General features: G+C 60.6%; 19 protein-coding genes. 8 read left to right on the forward strand and 11 right to left on the reverse strand.

The genetic code is table 11. From position 1 onward, the window contains the following. The coding region (locus D882_RS01000000131300) for a carbohydrate porin (protein ID WP_032833544.1) at nt 1-285 on the forward strand (285 nt) is incomplete at its 5' end. 547 nt (nt 286-832) lie between these two features. On the opposite strand, the gene D882_RS0120880 is transcribed toward D882_RS01000000131300, so the two are convergent. From D882_RS0120880 to xylF, 3 genes are all read right to left on the reverse strand, one after another. Further along, a complete protein-coding gene (locus tag D882_RS0120880; RefSeq protein ID WP_027925024.1) occupies nt 833-1,969 on the reverse strand; it encodes a sugar ABC transporter permease in 1,137 nt (378 codons plus the stop codon). Beyond that, a complete protein-coding gene (gene xylG / locus D882_RS0120885) occupies nt 1,970-3,526 on the reverse strand; it encodes a D-xylose ABC transporter ATP-binding protein (RefSeq protein ID WP_027925025.1) in 1,557 nt (518 codons plus the stop codon). 112 nt (nt 3,527-3,638) lie between these two features. Beyond that, on the reverse strand, nt 3,639-4,640 hold the full coding sequence (gene xylF / locus D882_RS0120890) for a D-xylose ABC transporter substrate-binding protein (RefSeq protein ID WP_027925026.1): 1,002 nt from the start codon (nt 4,638-4,640) through the stop codon (nt 3,639-3,641). Nucleotides 4,641-5,047: 407 nt separating this feature from the next. Here xylF and D882_RS0120900 point away from each other — a divergent pair, with 407 nt between their 5' ends. The 3 genes from D882_RS0120900 to D882_RS0120910 all read left to right on the forward strand — a co-directional run bounded on the left by D882_RS0120900 (nt 5,048) and on the right by D882_RS0120910 (nt 9,652). Then, the gene (locus D882_RS0120900; protein ID WP_027925027.1) at nt 5,048-6,229 is read left to right on the forward strand and encodes a XylR family transcriptional regulator; all 1,182 of its coding nucleotides are present in this window, start codon (nt 5,048-5,050) and stop codon (nt 6,227-6,229) included. Nucleotides 6,230-6,495: 266 nt separating this feature from the next. Further along, nucleotides 6,496-8,535, forward strand: a complete 2,040-nt coding sequence (locus tag D882_RS0120905) for an FAD-dependent oxidoreductase (protein ID WP_027925028.1) — start codon at nt 6,496-6,498, stop codon at nt 8,533-8,535. A gap of 199 nt (nt 8,536-8,734) precedes the next feature. Then, the gene (locus D882_RS0120910) at nt 8,735-9,652 is read left to right on the forward strand and encodes a 1-aminocyclopropane-1-carboxylate deaminase/D-cysteine desulfhydrase (protein ID WP_027925029.1); all 918 of its coding nucleotides are present in this window, start codon (nt 8,735-8,737) and stop codon (nt 9,650-9,652) included. 61 nt (nt 9,653-9,713) lie between these two features. On the opposite strand, the gene D882_RS0120915 is transcribed toward D882_RS0120910, so the two are convergent. From D882_RS0120915 to D882_RS0120925, 3 genes are all read right to left on the reverse strand, one after another. After that, the gene (locus D882_RS0120915) at nt 9,714-10,262 is read right to left on the reverse strand and encodes a cytochrome b (protein WP_027925030.1); all 549 of its coding nucleotides are present in this window, start codon (nt 10,260-10,262) and stop codon (nt 9,714-9,716) included. Nucleotides 10,263-10,450: 188 nt separating this feature from the next. After that, on the reverse strand, nt 10,451-11,278 hold the full coding sequence (gene phnX / locus D882_RS0120920; protein WP_027925031.1) for a phosphonoacetaldehyde hydrolase: 828 nt from the start codon (nt 11,276-11,278) through the stop codon (nt 10,451-10,453). Between the two features lie 57 nt (nt 11,279-11,335). Continuing rightward, complete coding sequence (locus D882_RS0120925; protein ID WP_027925032.1) at nt 11,336-12,445, reverse strand: 2-aminoethylphosphonate--pyruvate transaminase; 1,110 nt, start codon at nt 12,443-12,445, stop codon at nt 11,336-11,338. A 109-nt stretch (nt 12,446-12,554) separates the two neighbouring features. Between D882_RS0120925 and D882_RS0120930 the strand changes: the two genes are divergently transcribed. Then, complete coding sequence (locus D882_RS0120930) at nt 12,555-13,415, forward strand: LysR substrate-binding domain-containing protein (protein ID WP_027925033.1); 861 nt, start codon at nt 12,555-12,557, stop codon at nt 13,413-13,415. A gap of 28 nt (nt 13,416-13,443) precedes the next feature. Here the strand turns inward: D882_RS0120930 and D882_RS0120935 are convergent, their stop codons facing one another. After that, nucleotides 13,444-14,316, reverse strand: a complete 873-nt coding sequence (locus D882_RS0120935) for a LysR family transcriptional regulator (RefSeq protein ID WP_027925034.1) — start codon at nt 14,314-14,316, stop codon at nt 13,444-13,446. A 267-nt stretch (nt 14,317-14,583) separates the two neighbouring features. Between D882_RS0120935 and D882_RS0120940 the strand changes: the two genes are divergently transcribed. Beyond that, entirely contained in the window at nt 14,584-15,909 is a 1,326-nt protein-coding gene (locus D882_RS0120940) for an MFS transporter (RefSeq protein WP_027925035.1), read from the forward strand. Between the two features lie 69 nt (nt 15,910-15,978). Further along, the gene (locus tag D882_RS0120945; protein WP_027925036.1) at nt 15,979-17,370 is read left to right on the forward strand and encodes an FAD-dependent oxidoreductase; all 1,392 of its coding nucleotides are present in this window, start codon (nt 15,979-15,981) and stop codon (nt 17,368-17,370) included. On the opposite strand, the gene D882_RS0120950 is transcribed toward D882_RS0120945, so the two are convergent. Then, nucleotides 17,367-18,767 carry a type VI secretion system Vgr family protein gene (locus tag D882_RS0120950; RefSeq protein WP_027925037.1) on the reverse strand — a complete coding sequence of 467 codons (1,401 nt, stop codon included), beginning with the start codon at nt 18,765-18,767 and terminating at the stop codon, nt 17,367-17,369. The genes D882_RS0120945 and D882_RS0120950 overlap by 4 nt on opposite strands. Before the next feature lie 232 nt (nt 18,768-18,999). Between D882_RS0120950 and D882_RS0120955 the strand changes: the two genes are divergently transcribed. Further along, on the forward strand, nt 19,000-19,707 hold the full coding sequence (locus D882_RS0120955) for a YebC/PmpR family DNA-binding transcriptional regulator (protein WP_027925038.1): 708 nt from the start codon (nt 19,000-19,002) through the stop codon (nt 19,705-19,707). Between the two features lie 125 nt (nt 19,708-19,832). On the opposite strand, the gene D882_RS0120960 is transcribed toward D882_RS0120955, so the two are convergent. The 3 genes from D882_RS0120960 to D882_RS0120970 form a co-directional block, all read right to left on the reverse strand. Further along, nucleotides 19,833-21,146 (reverse strand): leucine-rich repeat-containing protein kinase family protein, encoded by a 1,314-nt coding sequence (locus D882_RS0120960; RefSeq protein WP_027925039.1) that lies wholly within the window; start codon nt 21,144-21,146, stop codon nt 19,833-19,835. 80 nt (nt 21,147-21,226) lie between these two features. Continuing rightward, nucleotides 21,227-22,357, reverse strand: coding sequence for a cell division protein ZapE (gene zapE / locus D882_RS0120965; RefSeq protein WP_027925040.1), 1,131 nt, complete (start codon nt 22,355-22,357; stop codon nt 21,227-21,229). Between the two features lie 172 nt (nt 22,358-22,529). After that, complete coding sequence (locus tag D882_RS0120970; protein WP_027925041.1) at nt 22,530-23,576, reverse strand: ABC transporter substrate-binding protein; 1,047 nt, start codon at nt 23,574-23,576, stop codon at nt 22,530-22,532. Nucleotides 23,577-23,588: the final 12 nt, after the last annotated feature.

Consider the following 23,588-nt stretch of genomic DNA (forward strand, 5'->3'; position numbering starts at 1 on the left):
CGTCCTAAAGATGACATGGGTATCGGTTTCGCCCGCACCCACGTCAACGATGACGTGAAGAAAAACGCCGAGCTGGTGAACGCGGCGAACAATGTCACTGATTACGAGAACCCACTGTTCTCGCCACTGCGGACCACCGAGTACAACTACGAAATCAACTACGGCTTCCACGTTACCAACTGGCTGACCGTGCGTCCTAACCTGCAATACATCACTCACCCGGGCGGTGTTGATGAAGTCGATAACGCGCTGGTGGCCGGCCTGAAAATTCAGTCGGTGTTCTAACGCTGTTGCGATAAGCTCCTCTCTATGTGCGCATATTTGCGGACAGCCCAGGCTGTCCGCTTTTTTTTTTGTGTGGGCAGCCTGTGCTGCCCATTTTTTATGCTGCTCATAGCGGTGCGCCAGTCGCGTATTCTGGTGGGTGGTGATCGACGTCAGTAGCGTCTGTTCGTCCAGTGCGTCTGGGTTAATTGACAATACCGGACAGACAATTGGGGACGCTGGCGGGTTGAGTCCGCCAGCTGTTGTGCGTCATTTAGCGAAGGGTTGTGGTCTGCGAATGGGCTAACAAGCCGGGTCGAATGACCTGGCCTATTGCGGCAAACCCTACTGAATTTAAAGCAAGACCAAGCGGGATGAGTCCCTGGTCCTGCTGTTGCCCGAGCACCGCACGCACCTGGTTTGCGATGCTGGACAACAGAGGATGTGAACGGCAAACGACCTGACAAATACCCTGGGCTCCCTCGAGGTTGAAAAAGCCGTTTCTCTATTCAGGCTTTATGCCGGCTTGCCTGCGAGTGGGGCGTCCAGACGGCGAAGACAACGAGAGTCAGCGACGTCCTGCCCGTGTACTGACATCTACCCAAACCGCCAATACCAAGATGCTGCCCTTGACGATCATCTGCCAGTAGCTGTCGACGTCCAGCATCGACATTCCGTTATCCAGGCTGCTGATCACCAATGCTCCCATCAACGCACCATATACGGTGCCAGAGCCACCCCGCATGGACGTCCCGCCGATGAAGCATGCCGCGATGGCATCCAGCTCACCCATGTTGCCGGCGGAGGGTGAGCCGGCCGCGAGGCGGGCGGTGTTGACCAGGCCGGCGAGCGCACACATGACGCCCATGATGCCGAAGATCCACAGTTTGACCGCCTGCACATTGATGCCGGACAGGCGTGTGGCTTCCATGTTGCTGCCCACCGAATAGATGCGGCGGCCGAACACGGTCTGGCTGGTGACGTAACTGAACAGTCCCAGCAGGACCAGCAGGAGCAGCACGGGAACCGGAATGCCATCGTAGCTGTTGAGGGTGTAGACGAAACCGGCCAGCACCACGCCGATCAGTACCACACGTATGCTGTCGCGCAGCAGCGAGTGCATGGACAAACCATGCAGGGCGCGGTTGAGGCGTTGGCGCCAGGTGAGGAACAGGGCCAGGCCAAACAACAGCACGCCGAGAATTATCCCCGCCAGTTGTGGCAGGTAACCCTGACCCATGTAGACCAGCTGGCTCGATACCGGGGCAATGGTAGTGCCGCCGGTAATGCCCAGCAGCACCCCGCGAAACGCCAGCATACCGCCGAGGCCGACGATGAAGGAGGGGATGCGCAGGTAGGCGGTCATGTAGCCATTGCCCAGGCCGATCAACAATCCGCAGAGGGCGACGATCGCAAGGTTGAGCGGCAACGGCACGTGATAAACCACATCGAGAATCGCCGCGACCCCGCCCAGCAGGCCGAGCATCGAGCCCACCGACAGGTCGATTTCGCCACTGATGATTACCAGCACCATGCCGCAGGCGAGAATCCCGGTGATCGACATCTGCCGTAGCAGGTTCGACAGGTTGCGTGGGGTTAGAAACCCGCCTTCGGTTTGCCAGCTGAAAAACAGCCAGATAATCATCACGGCAATCAGCAGGGCGAGCATTTTGTAGCGGGTGAACAACTGTTTAACCTGATTCATTTACGCAGATTTCCGATCGTTGTTGTCATGCCCGTTCGGCTGACTGAGCGCCGCAGCGAGCACGTGCTCCTGGGTCAATTCGTGGTTGATAAAGTTACCGCGCAGCTGGCCTTCACCAATCACCAGCACTCGGTCGGAAACGCCCAGCACTTCGGCCAGTTCCGACGACACCATGATGATCGCTACGCCTTCGGCCGCGAGCGCACCCATCAATTTGTAGATTTCATATTTGGCGCCGACATCGACGCCACGCGTGGGTTCATCGAGGATCAACACTCGGGGTTTGGTCAGCAGCATCTTGGCCAGCACGGCTTTCTGCTGGTTCCCGCCGGAGAGGCTGGTGATCGGCAAAAAGGGCGTCGCGGTTTTCAGTTGCATCCGGGCGATTTCCTGCTGGATGCTGCTGAGCTCGGCTTCGGCATCGATGCGGCTCATGCGGGAAAAACTGTCGAGTACTGCCAGGGTGATGTTCTGTCCCACCCCCAGGTCCGGGATGATGCCCTGACGTTTGCGATCTTCAGGGACCATGCACAAACCGGCCCTGATCGATTTCAGTGGGGTGCGGGTATCGATGGGTTTGCCGTCCAGCCAGACTTCGCCTTCATAGCGACCGGGATACGAGCCGAACAACGCCGACACCAGCTCCGTGCGCCCTGCGCCCACCAGTCCGGCGATGCCGAGGATTTCGCCGCGCTTCAACACAAAAGAAATGTCGTCCACACGTTTGCGGCCGGGGTTGTCGACGTCGTAGCAGGTAATGTGGCGTGCTTCGAACAGCACTTCGCCGATCTCGTGCGGTTCGCTGGGGTAGAGGTTGCTCATTTCCCGACCGACCATTTGGGTGATGATCTGCGCAATGTCCATATCGGCCATCGCGGTGGTCGCGATGTGTTTACCGTCGCGGATGACCGAGATGGTGTCGCAGACCGCCGCCACTTCGTCGAGCTTGTGCGAGATGTAGACGCAGGCAACGCCCTTGGCCTTCAGATCGCGGATGATGTCCAGCAACACCTCGATTTCCGAACGGGTCAGGGCCGAGGAGGGCTCGTCGAGGATCAGCAGGCGCGCCTTCTTGTTCAATGCCTTGGCGATTTCCACCAATTGCTGATAACCGCCGCCGTACTGCGACACAGGGAGGGAGACGTTCATGTCCGGCACCTTCAGCTCACGCATCAGTGCTTCGGCGCGGTGGATCATCGCCGGGTAATTCATGCGTCCACCCGGCAGTGTCAGTTCGTGGCCCATGAAGATGTTTTCGGCGACGGAAAGATCAGGGACCAGGGTCAGTTCCTGATGAATGATGACGATACCGGCGGCTTCGGTCTCTTTGATCGAATAGGCCTTGAGTGGCTGGCCACGCCAAAGAATGTCGCCCTCCCAAGTGTCGCAAGGATAGACCGCCGACAGCACCTTCATCAGGGTCGATTTACCGGCCCCGTTCTCTCCACACAAGCCCACGCACTCGCCCGGTTTGACCTTGATGTCGATGCCATTCAGCGCACGAACCCCGCCGAAGGCTTTGACGATGCCTCTCATTTCCAGCAGATAGTCAGACATTGAAAACTCTCGAACGAAAGCAAAGATTGGAAATCTTCTCGACGAACGCTTGCCTGCGACGACTGACTGTCAGCCGCCCAATATTGTCAGGCAAGCGTCGAAAACCTGGCGATTACTGCCCGGCAATCTGCGCTTTTGTATAGAACCCGTCGTCCTCAAGCACGTTGATGTTGTCTTTGGTCAAAGGCGTCGGTTTGAGCAGGATGCTGTCGACCTTTTTGGCGCCGTTGTCATATTGCGAGTTGTACGTAGGCTTCTCGTTGCGCGCCAATTGCACAGACAGTTTGGCGGCCTCCGAGGCCAACAGTTTCAATGGTTTGTAGACGGTCATGGTCTGGGTGCCAGCGATCACCCGTTTAATCGCCGCAAGGTCGGCATCCTGGCCGGAGACCGGTACCTTGCCGTCCAGCTTCTGCGCAGCGAGGGCCTGGATCGCCCCCCCGGCGGTGGCATCGTTGGACGCAACGATGCCGTCAATCTTGTTGTTATTGGCGGTCAAGGCGTTCTCGACAATGCTCAGCGCCTCGGTCGGGTTCCACTCTTTCACCCACTGTTGACCCACCACCTTGATGTCGCCTTTGTCGATCAAGGGTTGAAGCACTTCCATCTGGCCTTCACGCAAGATCTTGGCGTTGTTGTCAGTCGGCGCTCCGCCCAGCAAGAAGTAATTGCCCTTGGGTTGCGCCTTGACCACGCCTTCAGCCTGCATCTGGCCGACCTTCTTGTTATCGAAAGAGATGTAGGCGTCGATGTCGGCATTCAGGATCAGGCGGTCATAGGAAAGAACTTTGACCCCGGCCTTCTTGGCTTCGGAGACCGCATTGTTCAGCACCGTGGCGTTGAACGGTACGATGACAATCACGTCGACGCCGCGCGAAATCAGATTTTCGATCTGGGAAATCTGCCGCTGCTCGTTGGCATCGGCTGATTGCACGTAAACCTTGGCGCCCAATTGCTCGGCTGCGGCGGTGAAGTAGTCGCGGTCGCGGGACCAGCGCTCAAGGCGCAGATCATCGATCGAAAAGCCGATTTTCGGGTGTTGTGCGTCAGCCATGGCCGAGTTGCCGATCATGACCAGGAAGCTGGCGAGCAGGGCGGTTTTCAGGTTCTTCATAGGGTTATGTCCTTTTATTGTTGTTTAGATGCACATCGATACTGGAAACGTACTGCAATGGCGGACAAGAGAACCGGCGCGTACAGGCGAGCAGTCCGGTCTCGAGAGTCGCGGTCATGCGGTGCGACACAGGGAAACACTTTGGGGGAGAGGTTACTTGTGGAGCCGGTCGTAAAGCGCTGATGACTGAAGCAGTTGGTCGGTCCTGTGGCGAACCCGGACGACCGCGGGGAAGTAGGTCATCTGCAATTTCCTTGTTATTTGAGAGCGGCCCTGACTGACCTTGATAGTAACGCCGCCCCGGCGCTGACCGATTGCGAAAATCACCAAACACGGGTTCGATTTTGAGTATTGAGATTCCGCCTCCGCGCGCCTAGTCTGTGCCGACCGGCCTGGAGACAAAAACAATGAAAACCGTTCCGCCCAGCCACCGCATCGCCCTGTTGTTCAATGGAAACAAGATCTACGACCGCGGCATCATCAGCGGGATCGGCAACTATCTGAGCAGCACCCGGGCGTCCTGGGATTTGTTTCTGGAGGAGGACTTTCTCTGCCGGCTGAAGGGTATCGAGCGCTGGCAGGGCGACGGCATCATCGCCGACTTCGACGACCCGGTCATTGGTCAGGCGCTGGCGGGGATCAAGCTGCCGGTGGTGGCTGTGGGGGGGTCCTATGAGGATGAGCGCGCTTACCCGCGGCACATGCCTTATGTGGCCACCGACAATTTCGCTTTGATCAATCTGGCCTACAAACACCTGATCGACGCCGGCCTGACCCGTTTTGCCTGTTTCAGCCTGCCCGAAGCGCAGACCAATCGCTGGGCGCAGGAGCGCGAGAGTGCCTTCCGCCGTCTGCTACAGCGCGATGGCTTGCCCGCCGAAATTTATCGTGGCCTGGAAACCAGCGCACCGCTTTGGGACAGCGCCGTCGCGCAGCAGATCGCCTGGTTGCACAGCCTGCCTAAACCCATTGGCATCATCGCGGTCAGTGACGCGCGGGCCCGGCAACTGCTGCAAGCCTGCTTGACGGCGGGGATCGCGGTGCCGGAACAGGTGGCGTTGATTGGTATCGATAACGATCCGCTGACCCGCAGCCTGACCCGGGTGCCGCTCAGTTCGGTGATCCAGGGTACCGACAGCATGGGCCGTACCGCCGCACGTTTGCTGCACCAGATGCTGTGTGGCATGCCTTCGACCGGCACGCAGATCCTGGTGCCGCCGGAAGGGATCAATGTGCAGACTTCCAGCTTGCACCAACCTCTCGACGACCCGTATGTCATGCAGGCGCTGCACTTTATTCGGCAATACGCTTGCCAAGGCATCAAGACCGAGCAGGTGGCGAATTATGTGGGGGTGTCGCGGTCATCTCTTGAGTCGCACTTTCGTCGCAAGTTGGGGCGCAGCGTTCATGATGAAGTGCTGCGTTTCAAACTGGCCGCTGCCGCTGCCGGGTTGGAAAACACGACGTCCGGGATTGCCGAGATTGCCCAGGATTGCGGCTTCAAGTCGGCGCAATACCTGCACACGGTGTTCAAGCGTGAATTTGGCTGCACGCCGCGTGAGTATCAGCAAGGCTATGTCGGGAGTTAAACCTGGGTAAATGTTGTGAGAAAGGCCTCGGGTACACGTATCGCCAGTGCTAAGAATTCCAATCCAACTGAAACCCATGGCAGGGTTTGCGGCCAGGGCCGGGGTTCCTGTCGGCCCTTGCCAAGGGCGGCTGCGCATTTTGATCATTAACTTGTCAGTTTCGGTCATTGAGTGACAGCGATGCGACTCTTAGTCTGTCCACCATGACTGACGGGAGCCGAAGAGCTCCTGCACTTTTTCCGTGATCGCTCGATGTGGAGTTACAAATGGCCGCCGCTCACTACCCGCACCTGTTGGCCCCGCTGGACCTGGGTTTTACCACGCTGCGCAACCGCACCCTGATGGGGTCGATGCACACCGGTCTTGAGGAGAAACCTGGCGGTTTCGAGCGTATGGCGGCGTACTTTGCCGAACGTGCGCGCGGCGGTGTTGGCCTGATGGTGACCGGCGGCATCGGCCCTAACGACGAGGGCGGGGTGTATTCCGGTGCAGCCAAGCTGACCACCGAGGAAGAAGCGCTCAAGCATCGGATCGTGACGCGCGCCGTGCACGAGGCGGGCGGGAAAATCTGCATGCAGATCCTCCACGCCGGGCGTTATGCCTACAGCCCGAAACAGGTCGCCCCGAGCGCCATCCAGGCGCCGATCAACCCGTTCAAGCCCAAAGAGCTGGACGAGGAAGGCATCGAAAAACAGATCAGCGATTTCGTGACCTGTTCGGCACTGGCGCAAGCCGCCGAATACGACGGTGTCGAGATCATGGGCTCCGAAGGTTATTTCATTAACCAGTTCCTCGCTGCCCACACCAACCACCGCACCGACCGTTGGGGCGGCAGCTACGAAAACCGTATGCGCCTGCCGGTGGAAATCGTTCGTCGCGTGCGTGAAGCGGTGGGGCCGAACTTCATCATTATCTTCCGCCTGTCGATGCTCGACCTCGTGGAAGGCGGCAGCAGCTGGGAAGAAATCGTCACCCTGGCCAAGGCCATCGAACAGGCCGGTGCAACGATCATCAACACCGGCATCGGCTGGCACGAAGCGCGGATCCCGACCATCGCCACCAAAGTGCCGCGCGCGGCGTTCAGCAAAGTCACCGCCAAATTGCGTGGCTCGGTGAGCATTCCGCTGATCACTACCAACCGCATCAACACCCCGGAAGTGGCCGAGCAGATTCTGGCCGAAGGCGATGCCGACATGGTGTCGATGGCGCGGCCGTTTCTCGCCGACCCGGACTTCGTCAACAAGGCCGCTGAAGGGCGTGCCGATGAAATCAACACCTGCATCGGTTGCAACCAGGCGTGCCTGGACCACACCTTCGGCGGCAAGTTGACCAGTTGCCTGGTCAACCCGCGTGCTTGCCACGAAACCGAGCTCAACTACTTGCCGGTGCAGCAGATCAAGAAAATCGCCGTGGTCGGTGCCGGTCCTGCCGGGCTTTCCGCTGCGACGGTGGCCGCCGAGCGCGGGCATCAGGTGACGCTGTTTGATTCGGCCAGCGAAATCGGCGGTCAGTTCAACATCGCCAAGCGCGTGCCGGGCAAGGAAGAGTTCTTCGAAACCCTGCGCTATTTCAACCGTAAATTGCAGACCACCAACGTCGAGGTATGCCTGAACACCCGCGTCGACGTGGCTCGACTGGTCGAGGGCGGTTACGACGAGATTATTCTCGCCACCGGCATCGCGCCACGGACCCCGGCGATTCCCGGTGTGGAAAACGCCAAGGTGTTGAGCTACCTGGACGTGATCCTGGAGCGCAAACCGGTGGGCAAGCGTGTCGCGGTGATCGGCGCGGGCGGTATCGGTTTCGACGTGTCGGAATTTCTCGTGCACCAGGGCGTCGCCACCAGTCAGAACCGCGAAGCGTTCTGGAAGGAGTGGGGCATCGATACTCACCTTGAAGCGCGCGGTGGTGTGGCGGGCATCAAGGCTGAGCCGCATGCACCGGCGCGTGACGTGTTCCTGCTGCAACGCAAGAAATCCAAGGTCGGCGACGGCCTCGGCAAAACCACGGGCTGGATTCACCGCACGGGGCTCAAGAACAAGCAGGTGCAGATGCTCAACAGCGTCGAGTATTTGAAGATCGACGATGAAGGCCTGCACATCCGCATCGGCGAAACCGGCGAGCCGCAAGTGCTGCCGGTGGACAACATCGTGATCTGTGCCGGGCAGGATCCGCTGCGTGAATTGCAGGACGGGTTGGTCGCGGCCGGGCAGAGCGTGCATTTGATTGGTGGTGCGGACGTGGCAGCGGAGCTGGATGCCAAGCGGGCGATCAATCAGGGGTCGCGCCTCGCCGCCGAACTCTAAGGCCATGTCACATCCCTCGTAGCCGCTGTCGAGCCCCAGCGAGGCTGCGTTCGGCTGCGAAGCAGTCGTCAACCCATTCACCGCGGTTTATCTGGAACACCGCGGTGGTTGGTTTTACGACTGCTTCGCAGCCGAACGCAGCCTCGCTGGGGCTCGACAGCTGCTACGCTGCTGTCTTTTGACAGAATGCGTACCGCCAATGCTCCTCCCTCCCAGCGACTGGCTACCCCAAGCCCCCCTCGACCCCCTCCCTCTCGACTGGCTCACCGCCGCCGGCATCGAAGTCGCGATCCTGCGCCTGGAGAAAATCGACCCGCTAATCAGCGGCAACAAGTGGTTCAAGCTCATCGAACACCTCAACGCCGCCAACCTCGCCGGCGCCAACGGCATCATCAGCCTGGGCGGTGCTCACTCCAATCACCTGCACGCACTGGCCGCCGCCGGTAAACGCTTTGGTTTCACCACCGTGGGACTGCTGCGTGGCCATCCACAAGACACCCCGACGGTGAAGGACTTGCAGGCATTGGGCATGCAATTGCACTGGTTGGGCTACGGCGGCTACCGGGCGCGGCATGAACCGGGTTTCTGGCAGCCCTGGCAGGCGCAATACCCCGACCTGTATCCAGTGCCAGAAGGGGGCGGCGGTCTGCGTGGCGCGCGAGGGTGCATAACGTTGAAGGCAATGGTCGACGATCAATTGAATCGTTTGGGATGGAGCGACTTCGACGGCTGGTGGCTGGCGTGCGGAACCGGCACCACCCTGGCCGGCCTGGTGCTGGCCGAGGCGGGTGAACGCAGTGTGTATGGCGCGATGGCGGTGCCCGACGATCACGGCGTTGCGCAACAGGTCGAATCGATACTGCAAGAGGCCGGTGTGCCGCAGCGTAACTTCGAACTGCTGGACGCCAGCCGTGGCGGCTTTGCCAAAGTCGATCAGTCGTTACTCGACTTCATCGATCAAGCCGAACACGCCAGCGGTGTGCCTTTAGAGCCGCTGTACACCGGCAAGGCGTTGCTGATGCTCAAGGAGCAAGTCGAGGCAGGGCATTTTGAAAAGGGTACACGCTTGATCTTCATCCACACCGGCGGCTTGCAAGGCCGCCGGGGATTTCAGTAACCACCCCATCCTTGTCGCAGCAGGCTTCGCCAGCTGCTACAAGGATCGCGTTCAGCTGTGTTCAGCCGCGCTTGGGCATCATCCGCAGCAGGGTGTTATCCCGCACCACGTAATGGTGATAGATCCCGGCCAGAGCGTGCAGGCCGATCAGCCAGTAGCCAATGGTGCCGCCCAGTTCATGCCACTCCTGGATCTGCTTGGCCAGCGCCTTGTCTTCCGAAACCAGCATTGGCAGGTCAAAGCCGTAAAACATCACTTGATTACCCTTGGCGCTGGTGACCAGCCACCCGAGAATCGGCATCGCGATCATGAAAATGTACAGCGCCCAGTGCATTAACTTCGCCAACGTAATTTGCCATTTGGGCGAGGCGGGGAAGATCTGCGGTGCGGGTCCCAGGCTGCGGGCGAACAAGCGCAGCCAGACCAGCACGAACACGGTCAGGCCCAGCATGAAGTGCGATTCAACAATCAGCGCGCGACCGCCACTGCCTTTGGGAAAGATCCCGCGAAACTCGATACAGGCATAAACCAGCGCCAACAAGACCAGCATCAACCAATGCAGCGTGATCGATACGGTGCTGTAGCGTGATTCGGAATTCTTCCAGGGCATACGGTGTTCCTCACAGGTCTGGTCTGAAACCACCGTTCTTGACCGACGGCGTTCCTTAACTGTAATCCGCTTTGGCGGATTTGCCTTGGGTGATTGTGCCGTATAACGCTCTGGTTCAGGTGATCGACATCAAAAAAGCGCCAGTTCCGTAATGGAGCTGACGCTTTTTTATGCGCAGAAAACCGCGATCAACTGCTTTGCGGCATTTCGCCATTCGCCAGGCGCTTGTTGATGTCGGCGATTACTTCCGGCAAGTCGGTGATGGTGTCGATCATGTAGTGCGGACGCGAGCCTTCGAACATCGCGTGGATGCGCTTGCGTTCGCTGTCCAGCTTATCGCTGCCGAGGGCGCGATAGCCTTCGTAGTCCAGGCCCAGCGCGTTGCCCGAGCAGATCAGCGCCACGGTCCACATGCCGGCACGACGACCTTCGAGAATGCCCGGCACGGTGTCGTCGATCTTCACGCAGGCGGCGACGTCGTCGATGCCCAGCGCAATGACGTTGGCCAGGGCCTGGGCCGGCCAAGGGCGACCGTTGGGGACTTCGTCAGTGGCGACCACGTGGTCGGCGACGTAACCGTTGGTGGCGGCCAGCTCGACCACTTTGTCCATGACCTGTTTCGGGTAGCCGGAGCACGAACCGATCTTGATCCCTTGCTGACGCAGGGTGGCGATGGTGTCCAGTGCGCCCGGAATCAGGGCCGAGTGTTCGGCGATTTTTTCGATTTGCAGCGGCATGAAGCGTTTGTAGATAGCGGTGACATCATCGTCGGTCGGTGCGCGGCCGAACACGGCGCGATAACGCTCAGCGACTTGTGGCTGATCGCACAGGGTACGGATGTGGTCCCACTTGCCCATGCCCATCGGTCCGCGGGCTTCTTCGATGGAGACCTGGACGTCGAACTCGGCGAAGGCTTCGACGAAAATCTGGGTGGGAGCGAAGGAGCCGAAGTCAACGACGGTACCGGCCCAGTCGAGGATGGCGGCCTGGAGTTTGGTTGGGTTTGCGTAGTTCATGTCTCAAATCCTGTCTGTTGGAATGATGAGCAAATTTGTGTAGCAGATGGTTGTGCGTCAGATCTCTAACACTTCCATCTCGCGCAGGACTTCGGCAACCGCCGCCACGGCCGCGTGCATCTCGGCCTGGTTGACGTGGCCGATGCAGCCGACGCGGAAGGTTTCAACCTGAGTCAATTTGCCGGGGTAGAGGATGAATCCCTTGGCCTTGACCCGTTCGTAGAACTCCTTGAACTGGTAACGCGGGTCTTTCGGCGCGTGGAACGTGACGATGATCGGCGCCTGAATCGCGGCGGGCAGGAAGCTGCGCAGACCGAGCCGGGCCATGTCTTCCAGCAACACGTTGCAGTTGTCGGCATAGCGCTGATGCCGCGCCGGCAGGCCACCTTCTTCGTTGTATTGCAGCAAGGCTTCGTGCAGCGCCGCGACCACATGGGTCGGCGGGGTGAAGCGCCATTGACCGGTCTTGGCCATGTAGGTGTGCTGGTCGAACAGGTCCATCGCCAGCGAGTGCGAGTTGCCGGCAGCGTTGGCCAACGACTCTTTGCGAGCAAAGACGAAGCCCATGCCCGGTACGCCTTCCAGGCATTTGCCCGACGCGGCGATCAGGGCGTCGAACGGCACCTGTTGCGCATCCACCGGCAGCGCGCCGAAAGAGCTCATGGCGTCGATGATCAAGCGCTTGCCGTGTTGCGCAATGACGTTGGCGATTTCCGGCAGCGGATTGAGGATGCCGGTGCTGGTTTCGCAGTGAATCAGTGCGACGTGGGTGATGCTGGCGTCGGCGTGCAGCAGACGGTCGACGTCGGCGGCGGTGGTCGGTTCGTCTTCAGCGGTTTCGAAGGTGCTGAAGGAGCGGCCGAGCACTTCGCAGATCTTCGCCAGGCGTTTGCCGTAGGCGCCGTTGATCAGCACCAATACTTTGCCATTGCGGGGCACCAGCGTGCCGATCGCTGCCTCGACCGCGAAAGTACCGCTGCCTTGCAGGGGCACGCAGTGGTGGCTGGTGCCGCCGTTGATGATCGCCAGCAGTTGCTCGCACAGGCTGGCGGTCAGTTGATTGAAGCGGTCATCCCATGAACCCCAGTCGACCATCATCGCCTGACGGGTGCGGGCCGATGTGGTCAGTGGGCCGGGGGTAAGCAGGATGGGTTCGGCAGTACTCATTCTCGTGTCCTCGCATTCGATGGGATGAAGCTACGGGACATAAATTGCAATTTGCCGTGCTATCAATCAAATTGTTTGTTGTTATGCCAGCCATCAGTGAGGGTTATTCATGAACCTGTTTCAGCTTCGGGCCTTTGATGCCGTGGCCCGCGAAGGCAGCTTTACCCGCGCCGCCGCGCGGTTGTTCATTAGTCAGCCGGCGGTGACCGGGCACATCAAGGCCCTGGAAGAGCATTACCAGATCACCTTGTTGCGCCGTACCGCACGACGGGTGGAGCTGACGGAGGAGGGCACCAAACTGGCCGCGATCACCCGGGCCATGTTCGGCCTGGCGGAAGAGGCACAGGTGATGCTCGAAGCGAACCGGCAGTTGCTGACCGGACGGCTTGAAGTGGCGGCAGACGGGCCGCACATGGTCATGCCGATGCTGGCCAGTCTGCGCGCGCGCTACCCCGGCATCACCGTCAACCTGCGGCTGGGCAATGCCCAGGAAACCCTGGCGGCGTTATTGTCCGAGCACGCCGACGTGGCGGTGTTGACCGAGGTTGAACCGCGCAAGGGCCTGCATTTACAGGCACTGAGCGAATCGCGGATTTGCGCATTGGTGCCGCAAAGTCATCGTTGGGCGAAAGCTTCCAGCGTGAAGCTCAAGGAACTGGATCAGGTGATCATGGTGTTGCGTGAGCCGAGTTCGATTACCCGACGCACGTTCGATCAGGCCTGCGATTCGGCGAAGGTCAGTCCACGGGTGTTGCTGGAGCTGGACAGTCGTGAAGCAGTGACCGAGGCGGTGGCGGCGGAGTTGGGGGTGGGGGTGGTGTCGTCGGTGGAAGTCAGCCATGACCCACGGGTGGCGGCGGTGCCGATTGTGGGCGAGGGGTTGGTTAACCGGCACATGATCGGGTGCATGGAGCGGCGGCGGGATTTGCGCTTGATTCAGGCGTTTTTTGATCTGGCGCCGGTCAGTTAGAAACGAGGTGCGGCTATCGCGGGCCTGCCTACACCAGACTCTCGCGAACCATCTCCAGAAACGTCGCCACCACCCGCCGCGAACTCTGCTCACGCAAGCACACCAGCGTCTCCGTCAGCCGCCGTTTGCAATCAGTAATCGGCAACGCGCAAACCCTTGAGTCGGCACCAAACTCGGCGGCCGACACCACCCCAACCCCAATCCCGACCACCACCGCCTCCCGCGCCGCTTCCCGTCCTTCCACCTGAATCGCCGGGCGAATGCGAAACCCCGCCCGGGCCATTTCCTCTTCCAGCGTCTGGCGTGTCACCGAACCGATTTCACGCAGCACCAACGGCGTGTCATCCAGGTCCGCAAGGCAGATCGATTCGCGATCCGCCCACGGATGATGGCGTGAAACAAACGCCACCATCGGGTCATTGCGCAATGGCAGCGAGATCAGCCGTTCATCACTGACATCCCGGCCCAACAACGCCAGGTCGGCCTGATAGTTGAACAGACGAAACAGCGACTCATCGGTGTTGCCGGTTTCAATCTTCACGCTGATGCCCGGATAGCGTTCGCAGAACCGCGCGATCTGCGGCAGCACGTGCACCGGCGCATCCACCGCGAGGATCAGGCTGCCGGTCTGCAAGGCTTGAGAGTCCTGCAAAAGCTCCTGGGCTTCGGCCTCGATCACGAACAGCCGTTGCGTGATGGCGAGCAAGCGCTCGCCCAGATCCGTCAGGCGCACCGAGCGTTTGTTGCGGTGAAACAACAACACACCGAAGCGCTCCTCGAGTTTGCGCACCTGGTCGGAAATCGCCGGTTGCGTGAGGAAAAGCCGCTCGGCGGCTTTGGTAAAGCTTCCGTGGACGGCCACGGCGTGGAAGGCTTTGAGTTGGGCGTGGGAAACCGACATCGAAACCTCCAGTAACAAGCTGAGCTTATTTTGGAAATACGATAAATCGATTTCACTTATTAATCAGTAATTGTTTTTATCCACCTCAGCCCCGGTGACTGGTCAGTCGAACAGCCGCGGTGGCCATGAGTCTGTGCGTGCAACAGCAGGACTCATCTGACCGGTATCGCGACAGGGAATCCGCGATACCGCAGTGCTCAACAATAAAAACACAGGCGTTTTCTTCCAATTCTGCCGGCACACTCACACCCTGAGGTCAGAACCACAATGAACAATCCCATCGGCACCATCAAGCGCTGGCGCGTGCAGATCTTCGCGATCACCTGGCTCGCCTACGCCGCTTTCTACTTCACCCGCAAAGCATTTTCCGTGGCCAAACTGGGGATCGCCGAAGACCCCACCTTCATGCTCGACAAAATGGCCATGGCCAACCTCGACGCGATCTACCTGGCGGCGTACGCCCTCGGGCAGTTCACCTGGGGCATGCTCGCCGACCGCTTTGGCCCACGGGTCGTGGTGCTCGGCGGGTTACTGATTTCGGCGGCGGCAGCGCTGGTGATGGGCACTTACGCGACACTGCCGATCTTCGCCACCTGCATGTTGATTCAAGGGTTGGCGCAGTCCACCGGCTGGTCCGGGCTGTGCAAAAACCTCGGCAGTTTCTTCCCCGCGCAACAGCGCGGCAGGGTGCTGGGGTTATGGAGTTCCTGCTATGCCTTTGGTGGGCTAGTGGCATCGCCGTTTGCGGGCTGGTGGGCGTATACGCTGATCGGCACCTGGCATGCGGCGTTCATTTCCAGTGCGGCGGTGGTTGGGCTGGTCGCCGTGCTGTTTTTTATTTTTCAACGCAACACACCGCAAGACGTCGGCCTGCCGGCGGTGGACATCGAACCCGAGTTGACCGCCGAAGAGGCTGACGCGCAAAGCAAGATCAGCATCCTGGAACCCTTGAAGGAAATCCTGCGCAACCGCACGGTGCTGGTGCTGGGCCTGGCGTACTTTCTGCTGAAACCGGCGCGTTACGCGATTCTGCTATGGGGCCCGGTGATCGTGTTCGAACAAATGCCGACGGTGGGCAAGGTCGGCGCGGCGATCATCCCGACCGCGTTTGAACTGGCCGGGTTGCTCGGGCCGATCCTGCTGGGTCTGGCATCGGACAAAGTGTTCGGTGCGCGCCGCATGCCGGCCTGCGTCCTCAGCCTGTTGGCGCTGACCGTGACCCTGGCCTTGTTCATGGGCGCCTTGCACACCGGCAGCGTCTTGCTGGTGGTCGTGCTGTTGTTTGTCATGGGCCTGACCCTGTACGGGCCGGACTCGATGATCAGCGGTGCGGCAGCGATTGATTTCGGCACCGCCAAGGCGGGCGCGACGGCAGCGGGTTTCGTCAATGGTTGCGGTTCGGTCGGGGCGATTCTTGGCGGATTGCTGCCGGGCTACTTCGACTCGGTCACCGTGTTCATCGTCTTCGCCGGTTGCGCCTTGTTCTCGGCCCTGGTGTTGATTCCCCACTGGAACAGCCGCCCGGCTGGCCTGCGTACCAACTATCCCTTCGTGCCCAATCGGGCGATGGCGATCAAACCCCTGCGTACCTGAATCCTGTCCCTCGCAGCCTGCTGCACGGGCGGCAGGCTGGCGTGTGGGCATCTGACTGGAGATTTCCCCATGAGACCCTTTTGGCTGGACCAGGCCTTAAAGGCTGATACGTCCGACATTTGCCCGGCGCTGGACGGCGATACCCGTGCAGACGTGTGCATCGTCGGTGGCGGCTACACCGGTTTGTGGACGGCGATCATGCTCAAGGAGCAGAACCCGGAACTCGATGTGGTGCTGATCGAGGCCGACATCTGCGGGGCCGGTGCCAGCGGCCGCAACGGCGGTTGTGCGTTGTCGTGGTCGGCCAAGTATTTCACCCTCGAGCGACTGTTCGGTGTCGAGGAGGCGGTACGTCTGGTCAAGGAATCCGAGCGCAGCATTTACGCGATTGGCACCTTCTGCGAACAGTATGGCGTGGAGGCCGATTACCGCCTCGATGGCACGCTCTACACCGCGACCAATCGCGCCCAGTGTGGCTCGACCGATGCGGTGATTGCCGCGCTGGAGCGCAACGGCATCAACTCGTTCACCCAGCGCCCGGTCGCCGACGTGCAACGCATGGCCGGTTCCAGCAAGCATCTGGAGGGCTGGTTTTCCCCGGCGGCCGCCAGCGTGCAACCCGGGAAACTGGTGCGCGGTTTGCGGCGGGTGGCGTTGCAGTTGGGCGTGAGCATTCATGAGAACACTGCGATGACCGGGTTGGAGGAGGGCAAGCCAGCGGGGATTCAAACCCGCAACGGCACCGTTCGCGCAGACCGGGTGGTGCTGGCAATGAACGCCTGGATGGCCCGGGCGTTCCCGCAGTTCGAGCGCAGCGTGGCGATTGTCTCCAGCGACATGTTGATCACCGAGCCGCGCCCCGATCTGCTCGACGAGATCGGCCTGACCAGCGGCGTCACCGTGCTTGATTCGCGGATTTTCGTGCACTACTACCACAACACCCCGGACGGCCGGATCATGCTCGGCAAGGGCGGCAACACCTTCGCCTATGGCGGGCGGATGTTGCCGGTGTTCGATCAGCCGTCTCCGTACGCCGGGTTGTTGAAAGACAGCCTGAACGAGTTCTTTCCTGCGTTTGCCGACGCCAGGGTCGAGGCGACCTGGAATGGTCCGTCGGATCGTTCGGTCACCGGTCTGCCGTTCTTTGGTCAGATGAGCGCCAGCGGGAATGTGTTCTACGGGTTCGGTTATTCCGGCAGCGGCGTTGGCCCGTGCCACATGGGCGGGCAGATTCTGGCCTCGATGGTCCTGGGGCTGGACAATGCCTGGACCCGTTCACCATTGGTGAACGGTCCTTTAGGGTTTTTTCCGCCGGAGCCGATTCGTTACCTCGGTTCCCTGATGGTGCGCAACGCCATCCGCCGCAAGGAGCGCGCCGAAGATCACGGCCGCAGGCCACGGCACCTGGACGTACGCCTGGCCAAGTTTGCCGCGGCGGCCGGCAAGGCGGACAAGGGCTAGCGATTGATCAGCCAATCGAGCAGCAATCGCCCATCGCTGCGCGGTGGATAGGCGGCGCGGGGCTTGGTCGGGTGGAAGACGGTGGCGCACAACACCGGGCGATCCGGGTCGCTGTCGAGAAAGCTGATGAGCACTTCGGTGCCGGCGAGGGGCAGGCTGGAGGGATCAATCCCGCCTTGCGGTGTGGCGAGGGCCACGGGAAGCCACAGGCCGATGGATTCATCCGCGTCCTCTTCCAGTGCTGGCCACAGCCGCACGTGGATTCGATGTTGCTCATCCAGCGCTGCCGGTTGTCCGGCGACGCCCAGCACTAACGCCCTCTGATAGCCTGGAATGCTCGGCCGGGGTTGCGTGAGCGCGGGCCTGAATTCCGTTGACCAGGGAATGGCGGTGAACTGATTGCTATAGCGACGGGGACGTTGGTCGGCGAGGATTGAAGGCTGTTGCCCGCCGTGCTGGACGTCGGTGATCAGCCACTGATCGTTGAAGCCCGACAGGGGATGTTCCATCACTTGCACGATGCTGCCACTGCGCAAGCCGGCGTGATCACTTTGGCCTTCAATCTGTCGATGCTGGCAACGCAGACGCTCCAGTGACCGGCGACTGAGTTGCTCGAGGTGCGCCTGCTCGGGGGCGGGGCGACCGGTGAAGGGGGATGTCTTGGCCAAGGTATGGTTGGCGGCGCCGTCACCCGATGCCTGAAATCCTCGATTGCTGGCAACGCGGCGGGTGGGCAGGACACGTGCGTTATGACGTTGGGACAGCTCACTGATCACCGGCAAAGACGTCTCGCTGGGCGCATCCTCTTGAAAGGGCAGCACGAGCGGCTCCTGGGGGAATGTCTGGCTGTCATCCGCCAGTACCAGCACATGCCCATTGCACTGCTGTTCGAAGTGATAGTGGATGCCTTCTTCTTCGCACAGCCGCTGCATCAGTGTCAGGTCGGACTCTTCGTATTGAATGCAAAACGGCCGGGGCGGGTAGTGCACGGTGGCCAGTTCCAGACGATAGCTGTCCTCGGGCAGCGCATGCTCCTGGAACAATTGACGCAGGATGGCCGGCACGCTGAGGTGATGAAACACCCGACGACAGCGGTGACGGTCGAGGGTTTGCATATAAGGCACCAGCACCAGGTGATAGCCGATGCAATGCGGGCCGCGGTGTTCACGGCTGGCGCTGTGAAGAATGCCGTGAACAGCGGTGCGATCGCCCATCGTCAGCAGGGCCGGTTGTTGCAGCAACGGGTCTAAGTTCATCGCCGGTGCCAGGCCAATCACTTCAATGTCGAACCGGTAGGGCCGGTTCAGGCCTTCGGTGCCACTGAATGTCAACACCTGCAGGCTTAAACCGCTGTCGAGGAGGGTCAGGGTGTAGAGACTTTCCTTGTCGTTGTGCATCGAGTGCGCTTCTGCCTTGGATTGCGGACGCGAAGGGTACGAAACCGCGCCGCTCAATGGTCACCGCAAATCGCTGTTTCAGAATCGCCCTACGAGTGCTGGCGAAAATGTCGATCGGTGAAGCCGGTGGACCCGGCGCATTTTTTGGTCGATTGCCAACTTTAGGCCGTATAAACTTGCGCAACGCGTCGGCCAATAGATGTCTCGGCGCCACAGATCAAGAGAGTGAGTAATGGGCGCACAGTGGAAGGTTAAACACAAAGAAGCGGCATCCAACGCCAAGGGCAAGATCTTCGGCAAACTGGTGAAAGAAATCACCATTGCTGCGCGTAACGGCGCCGATACCGCCACCAACGCACACCTGCGACTTGTGGTTGAACAGGCCAAGAAAGCCTCGATGCCCAAGGAAACCCTCGATCGCGCGATCAAGAAAGGCGCGGGCCTGTTGGGCGAAACCGTGCAATACCATCGCGTGACTTACGAAGGCTTTGCCCCGCATCAGGTACCGCTGATCGTTGAATGCGTGACCGACAACATCAACCGCACCGTAGCGGAAATCCGCGTGGCGTTCCGTAAGGGCCAACTGGGCGCTTCCGGTTCCGTGGCGTGGGACTTCAACCATGTCGGCATGATCGAAGCGTCCCCGGACACTCCGGATGCCGATCCGGAAATGGCGGCGATTGAAGCCGGTGCCCAGGATTTTGAACCGGGCGAAGAAGAGGGCACGACCCTGTTCCTGACCGAACCTGCGGACCTGGACGCGGTGCAAAAAGCACTGCCGGAGCAAGGTTTCACGGTGTTGTCGGCGAAACTGGGCTACCAGCCGAAGAATCCGGTCAGCGGTTTGAGCGATGAGCAGATGGCTGAGGTTGAAGCGTTCCTGGAAGGCCTCGACAACCATGATGATGTGCAGGATATGTTTGTCGGTCTGGCTGGGTAATTTGTTGCTTCAGTAATACCGCTATCGCGAGCAGGCTCACTCCTGCACGGGTCTGCGTCATACACAGATCCAAGGTAGGAGTGAGCCTGTCTCCGGGCGGCGTTCCGACGATTGACCCGCAGCGGTCACCGATCCTGAAGTTCCCGCACAATCTCGCCAAACCCCGGCCGCTTCAGCACCTCAGGGTGACAGCAGCGCTCCTGCAACACCTCCAGCTCCTCACGCGCAACCTCGCTCAACCCCGAGTCGATGCGTTCCAGCAACTCCCCCAGCAACACCCCAAATGCCCGCACCTCGATCCGTTGCAGCGCCCGGCTTTCGGGGCTGTCGCAGGTTGCGTGGAAAGACGCCGCGCCAAAATCCCCCAGCAGGCAATCACCGTCCTCGTTCCACAGGATGTTGTGGCCGTAGAGGTCGCCGTGGGTGATGCCATGCTGGTGCAAATGCCTGGCCACCGAGGCGACGCCATGGGCGATACGCAATGCCACGCCCGCGCTGAAGCGGGTGTCATCGGTGTAGACGTCCCGCGTGCAGGACGCCAGGCTTGGCAGCGCGGCCAGGTTTCGATAACTCGGATCGATCAGTTGCATGACCAACCCGGCTTGTTGCTCGGGATGATCGACGATTCGGCCTTCGACGCGGATCAGGTTCGGGTGAAGGCCGGCGGTGATGCAGGCGTTCATTTCGTGCAGGGGTGAACCATCGCTGGTCATTTCGCCCTTGTAGAGCTTGACCGCGACCTGCGTGGCCGGTTGCTCCGGTTGCGCCCAGGTGGCCCGATGAATCACCCCCGAAGCGCCTTCGCCCAATTGCTGCTCCAGGTGCAGTTGCTCCCAGGGAATCCGCGGAGTGGCTTGCAGCGCTGCGGCATCCGCTTCGGTTTCCAGCGGATTACCGGCATACGCCAGCCACGTCAGGCTGGGCAGGGCCAGTAGCCATTCGGGCAGTTCCTTGAACTGATTGGCGGCGATGCGGATCAGCTCGAGTCGATGGCACTGGCTCAGGTTGCGGGGCAGGCGTTGCAAGCGGTTGCCGGCGAGCATGAGTTTTTGCAGGTTCGGGCGGTCGCCCAGTTCCGTGGGCAGTTCAGTGATGCGGTTGTCAGTCAGGATCAACCAGCGCAGCAACGGCGGCAGCGCGGCGGCGGGGACCGTTTCGATGGCATTGGAGCGGAAGCCGATCATCGTCAGCGCGGCGCATTGGCCCAGGCACGCGGGCAGTTCGGTGAACAGGTTGTCCGAGCAGAACAGCACGCGTAACCGGGTCAGGCGATGCAGGTCATCCGGCAGACTGCGCAAGGCGTTGCCGCTGAGGTTGAGCACCTCCAGCGAGTCCGCCAGGTCGAAGATTTCCCGAGGGAACTCTGTCAGGCCGCAGGCCAGGTCCAGGCGGGTGATGCCAGTCAATTGGCCGGCGCGCAATTGGGCGAGGGTATCCATGGGCGGGTTCGCTATTGATCAGGGGAAGGCGCGGTGGCCTGGAAATGGGCGACATGATAGCGGTAAAGGAGGCTCGTCTGTCAGGCCGGTGCGCGTACTTCCAGCAACTGACCCAAGCGGCTGCGCGTGCGCGCCAGGTCGATGGCATCGCCGCCCAGGCTTTCGCGCAACGATTGCTGGCCGAGCAGTGTCAGGTGTTTGTCCTGATCGTATAGAACGTCGATCAGATTGATGAACCGCTGCTGCGCGGCCATCGAACAGTCGGCGAGGTTGGGCAGGTCGTCGATGATCCAGTGATCAAAACGCCGGCACAACTCCAGATAATCCATGACCGCCGTGGGGTGATCGCACAGATCGCCAAAGGTGAACCCGATGGTCCGCTCTTCGCAATGCCGCGCTTGAAGGTGCCGGGTGCCGACCGCCAATTGCAGCGGCGGGGTGACGCGTTCGGGCAGGTTCAACGCCTGCCGTTGCGTCACGCTGCCCGGCCAGACATACCGGCCTTGGGTAAACACCTGCTGCGCATGGGATCTGACCTGACTGCGGTAGTCATGCGGGCCCCCGACTTCCATCACTTGCAGGCGGGCGTGGATCAGGTCGATGACCGGCTTGAAACGGGCGTGGTAGAGCGGGTTGGGCAGCAAACCTTCCGGCGGATAATTGGACGTCACCAGCAGCAGAATGCCGCGACGAAACAGCGCCTTGAACAGCCGCGTGATGAGCATCGCATCGCCGATGTCATGGACGTGAAACTCGTCGAAACACAGCACCCGGCAGTCGCTCAGCAGTTCATCGAGGGTGAAGGCCAGCGCATCGGGCTGATCGCGGTGGGTGAACATGCCCTGATGCAAGCGGGCAAAGAACTCGTGGAAGTGCAGTCGCTGTTTTTCCTCGACCGCAATCGCCTGGAAAAAGCCGTCGAGCAACCAGCTCTTGCCGCGACCGACTGCGCCATGCAAATAGAGACCGGGAAGCGTTTTTGTCGACGCGCCAAGCAGCGCCGTGGCGTGTTGCGCCATGCAGTCGATCACTCGCTGCTGGCTGTGACTGAGGGTGTAGCCCTGGGCATGGGCTTTCTGGCGGAAGTAATCGTGGACGGCTTTACCGGCCGCCGTACCGCTGGCAGGGGCGGCAAGCGCCTTGCCGAAAAGGCTGCGCAAGGAAGGCAAGCGTGGAGTCAGTCGCGAACGGTTGGGCAGTCGAGCGGCCATTGTCATGTCACCCCGAAGTCGTCAGCCGGCTCCCCGAGCAGCGGCGGCGTAGTGTAACCAGATGGGTAATTACCCATCCAGTCATGTCGACGGACGAATCGGGTAGACCCCTGGAGCTCGACAGCTGCTACATCAATCGTGTGGCTGCCGAGCTGGGTGCGGGGGCGGTTATCTAGCGTTCGATGCTGCGATTCCAGCGTGCGTTCCACGCCGGGCGCTGTTCGTTGACCTGGTCCCAATCGATGGCAATCGCTGTTTCCAGGTAATGCTTCATCGCCTCGACCTGGCCGCGCGTCTTGTCGGTGGTCGGGGTGTTCGGGTTGGACGGGATCTGGTCGCCGTCTTCAAGTGCGGCGGCTTGCGCTTCAGGCGTCAGCAGGAACGCGGCGAGTTTTTGTGCCAGTCCCGGCTGGGTATTGTTGGCGATGGCGCACTCGGCAACGTTGAGCACCACGGCGCCTTCCTTCGGTTGCGCGTACTCGACCGGCATACCTTTGAGCTTCAGCGCGGTGACTTGAGTCGGGGTCAACGGGAACAGCGCGGCTTCGTCGGTCTGAAGCATTTCTGAAATTTTCGCCGAGCTCGGAATGTATTCCAGCACGTTGCGCCCGACGGTGTTCGGCCAGGCCTTGAAGCCCGGTTCGACGTCGGTTTCGCTGCCGCCCTGAATGCGGTTGAACATCAGGAAACCGTGCAGGCCGAAGGTCGACGAGGCCATCGACTGGAACACCAGTTTGTCCTTGAAGCGCGGGTCGGCCATGTCCATCCACGACGTCGGCGCGCTCCAGCCTTTTTCCTTGAACAACCGGGTGTTGTACGCCAGCCCGGTGACGCCGAGGCTCACTGCCACGGCCTGGTCCTTGATTCGGCCCTTGGCCGGAATCTGCGCCAGGGTCGGGCTGTCCTCAAGTTTGTCGCACAGGCCCATGGCGATGGCGCGGTACATGATGCCGTCGTCGAGGAACATCACGTGCAACTGCGGGTTGCCTTTGCTGGCCTGGACCTTGGCCAGGATGTCGGCGGAGGTGCCGGGCACGATGACCACTTTGACGTTGTTGGCTTTTTCGAACACCGGCAACACCTTGTCGGCGTACAGCCGCTCCATGGTCCCGCCGTTCATGCCCAGGTAAAGCGTCGGCTCGGCGTGAGCCTGGGTCACCGTGAGCAGGGCGCTCAGGCATGAAAATCCGAGCAGTGCAGTGCGTTTGAAATGATTCATTGGCGCGACCTT

The sequence above is a fragment of the Pseudomonas sp. URMO17WK12:I12 genome (assembly GCF_000514395.1).
Lineage (GTDB): Bacteria > Pseudomonadota > Gammaproteobacteria > Pseudomonadales > Pseudomonadaceae > Aquipseudomonas > Aquipseudomonas mucoides.